At 34.9% G+C, this 2386-nt stretch carries 2 protein-coding genes; both read right to left on the reverse strand.

Annotated elements, in window-relative coordinates; translation table 11 throughout:
- On the reverse strand, nucleotides 1-172 hold a 172-nt coding region (locus ACED28_RS23055; protein ID WP_239917014.1), incomplete at its 3' end, for a transposase.
- A gap of 178 nt (nucleotides 173-350) precedes the next feature.
- On the reverse strand, nucleotides 351-2186 hold the full coding sequence (locus tag ACED28_RS23060) for a leukocidin family pore-forming toxin (protein ID WP_371710842.1): 1836 nt from the start codon (nucleotides 2184-2186) through the stop codon (nucleotides 351-353).
- Between the last annotated feature and the right edge of the window lie 200 nt (nucleotides 2187-2386).

Consider the following 2386-nt stretch of genomic DNA (forward strand, 5'->3'; position numbering starts at 1 on the left):
CTGTCGTGATAGCTAAATCACTGAACCGACGCGGCCTCCCGCGCTTATTCTGTTTGCTTTGCGCCCAGCCGCTTATCGCCTCTTCATCAATCCAAAAGGTCAGAGAGCCACGGTTAATGAGTGATTGATTGTATTGCTTCCAGTTGGTTGTTTTATAACGAGGTTTAGGCATAGGGCTACGAGAGGGAGTGAATGTAGCTGAGCAGATCGTAGGTTCTGGATTTAGTTCCATTGAATTACGCAACAAAGCCGGTTGGCCTGTCACACCTCTAACTAGATTTGCGACAGAACCGTATTTTAGTACTCGTAAGTTTAATAACCTTGAGTTATTACTCTCAAGGGAAAAAATGTCACATATTAAATATATCCGTGTATGACGAGAACATTGAAACTGATTTGATATTATCCTCAGCTTTTTTCTCTTTCGGAATTAATTTAATTTCTCCTTCATTTACAGTATAACCAAGGCTACTTCCAGTAAATGAATTCTCTAGTTCATCTTTGTCATCTATCCATTTCCATCTTTGTGTTCGCTTTAAACTGCAAGGGCTGACTTTTTTAATGTTACTAGCATCCAAGCACATACCTGGTTGGCTTGTACTCTGATATCGATTAAGTGTATCGAAAATAAATGACTGCTTTAGTTCGGATATATTACAAGTATCAGAATTAACACTGAGGTTTTTATTAACACTTACACATTTATTGTTAAATTTACCCAATTGTAAATTAACCGGCTTTCCGCCAATAAATACAGGATTATCCCAATCAACAGTGAATTTAATATCTTTTTTTACATTTTTAATTTTAAAGTCTTTTTCATTAGGATAATAATATCTTAGGACTTCCCAAGATGGGATTTCTGAATAATAACGATACCCAGTAATTCCAACCGATGAGGATATACTAATGTCTGTTGTCCCTGTAGTCTCAGGTTCAGAATAATAGATTACTTCCATTTTGGGTGTGAAGTTTGCGTACCCTATTGGATTGATTAAGTGTAACCTCCCAAAATAATTTTTTCTGACTGTTACTCCATATGGCGATTCATCTTTTTGTATCGCATGTGGTGAATTATATTGCTCTCTAGACCATTTGAAAGATACATGTTGAGGGCTTTTTGACGATTTCGTTACCGCATAATCAAATGTTTTATATGATAACCACTTGGATTCTGTCCATGACGCGTTGGCATTTAGACTAATTTTGGGTGATGTTTTATCTGCACCAACATCACCTCCAATACCAAATTGAAAAGTTGATACTTCCTTCTTATCATAATTTACATTTAAATTTGTTGCTGGAATGGTTCTTAAAATACTTGTTTTATTATTTGATGCCATCATTTCAAACGTATAGTTTTGTGCTATTGCGGATGACACCCATTCAGATTCAATCCCACCACTTGGCCAAACAATGCCTCTTGAGGCTAAGTACATCGAATATATTTCAGGGTTTAGACTAATCCCTGCGCCAGTGGTTGAATCATCAATGCCAACTCTTACTATTTTAGCATCAGGCGTTGCTGAGCCGATTGTTCCGAACGCAAGGGAGCGTTGCATGTTTATCTTATAAACAAGCGAAATGTTAGCATTTTTACAAAGATGCCGCGATCTATCTCCTAATTGGGTGTTCCAAGTGATATCACATTCAGAATCAGTAATTTGTTTAGTCGCATTATAATATCTAGAAATACTCGGTACCGGTGAGTGTACTACTGGGGTGTTTGATGTTGAACGTTTTTGCCTTTTTGGTGCAGGTTTACTCAAAATTGGGATATTTGTGTCATATCTATCCTTGATCTCTGTAAACATAACGTTATGGTTATGTTCAGTTATTGCAATATAATCAGATTCCAATGAAATACCAAATACCTTTCTAAAGACATGTTTTGCCTTTATTTTTCCTTTATTTCCTTCTATTTCACTAAAATCAACCAGATAACGATAACCATTATTTACAATTAAATCAATTGCATTTTCAATGCCATTTGAATAAATTCCTGATTCTAACCAATACTTTGCATTTATATAAACCAAGTCTGAATTATCAACCATATCACTCATTATATGTATTGATTCACCAACGGGAATGTTTATACCTTCTTGCAGTGTATCGCTAGCTAAAACTGATCTAGATATTAAAACTGATGTTACTAAAATTCCTATTAAATTCAAACGTTTCATAATACTCCTAAATATTTTTTAGTTTTAAAATTAATATGATGGTACTTTGTTGGCACCTTAAATTAATCACTTATAACCTTGATGATTAAGTTTATCATTATACATATAAATTCATAATGGAAAGGTGATTTATGGCTCAATTTATGGGCTTTGTTGCGTAATTCAGTGGAACTAAATCCAGAACCTACGATCTGATCAGC

Source organism: Vibrio sp. 1F253, assembly GCF_041439295.1.
In the GTDB taxonomy this organism is placed as follows: Bacteria; Pseudomonadota; Gammaproteobacteria; order Enterobacterales; family Vibrionaceae; genus Vibrio; species Vibrio tasmaniensis_A.